The following is a 2628-nucleotide window of genomic DNA, read 5'->3' as shown; positions in this document are numbered from 1 at the left end:
ATCAAACTCTCCAATAAAGTTAGTTTGTCTAGCATCTAAAATAAAAATTGACGTTTCACGTTGTTTGTTTCGTTCAGTTTTCAAAGAACTACTTGGTCGCTCATTTGCGACTTCCTTATGTTAACATTTTCATCTTTCAATGTCAACTAAGTTTTTTATTTCGTTTGTCGCTTTCGACGTTAATGTCATCGGCGACTTGTTCTATATTACACCTCTAAAGTATAATCGTCAATACGTTTTTTAAAAAACTTTATATTTTATAGATTTCATTTACGTATTTCTTCTATAAGTTATATACAAGCATCCCACAGAACAATCTATGGGGTGCTCTTCTACCATAAAAACTATTGTTCTTTCGACGGCACCGAACAACTTCCATCAGTACAAGAAAGATCGCTTCCACCCTCTGAAGAAAGTTCTTGCAACTTAGGTGTAGGATTCTCTTCTTCCCACACTTGCTGAAGTGCACCAACAAAAGTTTCAAGTGGTTGTGCACCTGAAATAGCATACTTTTGATTAATAATAAAATAAGGCACTCCCGAAATTTGATATTGCTGAACAATCGCTTCATCAATTCTAACATCATTTGCATACGCATTTTTATCATTAATAACATTTAAAGCTTCTTGCTTATCTAAACCTGAAGCTTCAGCGATAGTAGCAAGTGTATCCACATCGCTTAAATTTTTCGATTCAGTGAAATATGCAAAAAGTAGATTTTCTGTAATCTCTTTTTCTTTCCCTTGATTCTTTGCAAACTTCGCAAGACGATGCGCATCAAAAGTATTAGTCGGCTTCATCTCATCAAAATTAAAACTTAAACCCATACTAGCTGCATGATTTCCTAACTGTACGTTATTACGCTTAGCTTCTTCAATACTAATTCCATACTTTGATGCAAGTACTTCATTAATACTTGTTCCAGAATAGATTGGAGCATTTTGGTCTAATTCAAAACTTTTAAACTCAACTTCAACATCCTTCTTATGTGGAAATTGCTCTAAAGCCATCTCTAATCTACGTTTCCCAATATAGCAAAATGGGCATACAAAATCCGACCATGCTTCAATTTTCATAAAAACACCTCATTAACATTTAGTTTTCAATCATTGTAGCACTGAGATTAAGGAATTCAAAAGTTTTTGCTCTATCTCCTTCATATAGTACATACAAAAACACACTTATAGCAGAATACCTAATTAACAAAAAAACGATAATCAAAAGGATTAACTATTATCCCTCCGATTATCGTCTATATAAATGCAACAATTTTAATTATGCCGGAATATACTTCCCTACGAACTTCCATACAGTATTCCAATATTTATTGGAATCTACTTTCTCCGCTTCTCCATGTCCAGCACCTGGAACAATTAATTTCTCTTTTTCTACTTTTGCAGCATTATATACTTCATCTAACATTTCAAAAGGAACGAATGTATCAGCATCCCCATGAATGAATAACATAGGTGTTTTACTTTTCGCTACTTGTTTTACAGCTGAAGCCTCTTCTAAATCGTAACCAGCTCTTAATTTAGTAACCGTATTTGCCGCATTCATAACAGGAAACTTCGGTAAATGGAATAAATCTTTTAGTTGATAAGTAAATTCATCAATAACAGTTGAGTATCCACAATCTTCAATAATAACTTTAACATTAGAAGGTAAATCTTCTCCTGAAGTCATCATTACAGTTGCCCCGCCCATCGAAACACCAAATAGAGCTATTTCAGCATTAGGATCTTTCTTTAAGATTTGTTGAATCCAAATCAAAACATCTTTACGATCATGCCAGCCCATACCAACATAATCTCCTTCACTATTTCCATGTCCACGAAGGTCTGGTGCTATGACATTATAGCCTTGTTCATAGAAATTACGAACATATTTCGTCATTTCTGATGCTCTACCATTGTATCCATGAACTACAATTGCCCATTTATGACTAGATGGTTCATTCATATATTCATAACCTTTTAAATTTAATTTATCGAAAGAACGTATAGATAATGCGTTAGGTTTATACTTCGATACGAAGTTTGCATTCTTTTCTTCATTTGCAGCCAATACATCTCCCGATGCACTTACCGTTTCTACTAAATGAGGATTATCTTGCAAAAATTCCTTTTCTTGTTTCGCATTTAACGCATAGTTATAAAAATAATTTCCAACTAACATATACACGATTACTAGCAGGACTAAGACTACTATAGTAATTATACTTATCTTTTTCATATTATCTCCTTTTCTAACTTAAATCTTCTTATATTAAAGTACATCAAAAACAACTGTACTATTTTAACACACTGATGAATCCTATCTTTAAGAAATAAAATAGAAAATCTTAAATTACATATAAAAAATCACGAAAGAAATTGAATAAAACTTATATAGCTACGTACTCAAAAACCTTTTTAAAAAGCGAGAAGCACTTCAAAATATTTAGCTTTAAAAAGAAGTTATAAAACACAAAAAAGACGAGTCATTCTGACTCGTCTTAAAGTTGCTTGGCGACGTCCTACTCTCACAGGGACAAGGTCCCAACTACCATCGGCGCTAGAGAGCTTAACTTCCGTGTTCGGTATGGGAACGGGTGTGACCTCTCTGCCATCATCACCAAACTATGAA

The 2628-nt window shown here is 33.4% G+C and carries 2 protein-coding genes and 1 rRNA gene; all 3 read right to left on the bottom strand.

Going from position 1 to position 2628, the window contains the following annotated elements:
- Positions 1 to 344 precede the first annotated feature (344 nt).
- Positions 345 to 1076 carry a DsbA family oxidoreductase gene (locus GBN91_RS28455; protein ID WP_152122904.1) on the bottom strand — a complete coding sequence of 244 codons (732 nt, stop codon included), beginning with the start codon at positions 1074 to 1076 and terminating at the stop codon, positions 345 to 347.
- 199 nt (positions 1077 to 1275) lie between these two features.
- Entirely contained in the window at positions 1276 to 2235 is a 960-nt protein-coding gene (locus tag GBN91_RS28450) for an alpha/beta hydrolase (RefSeq protein ID WP_152122902.1), read from the bottom strand.
- A gap of 270 nt (positions 2236 to 2505) precedes the next feature.
- Positions 2506 to 2621, bottom strand: a 5S ribosomal RNA gene (gene rrf, locus GBN91_RS28445).
- Positions 2622 to 2628 lie beyond the last annotated feature (7 nt).

This window comes from Bacillus sp. B1-WWTP-T-0.5-Post-4, from assembly GCF_009183795.1.
Taxonomy (GTDB): Bacteria; Bacillota; Bacilli; order Bacillales; family Bacillaceae_G; genus Bacillus_A; species Bacillus_A cereus.
The sequence above is the reverse complement of the archived record's forward strand: the minus strand, read 5'-3'. Positions and strand labels throughout refer to the sequence as shown.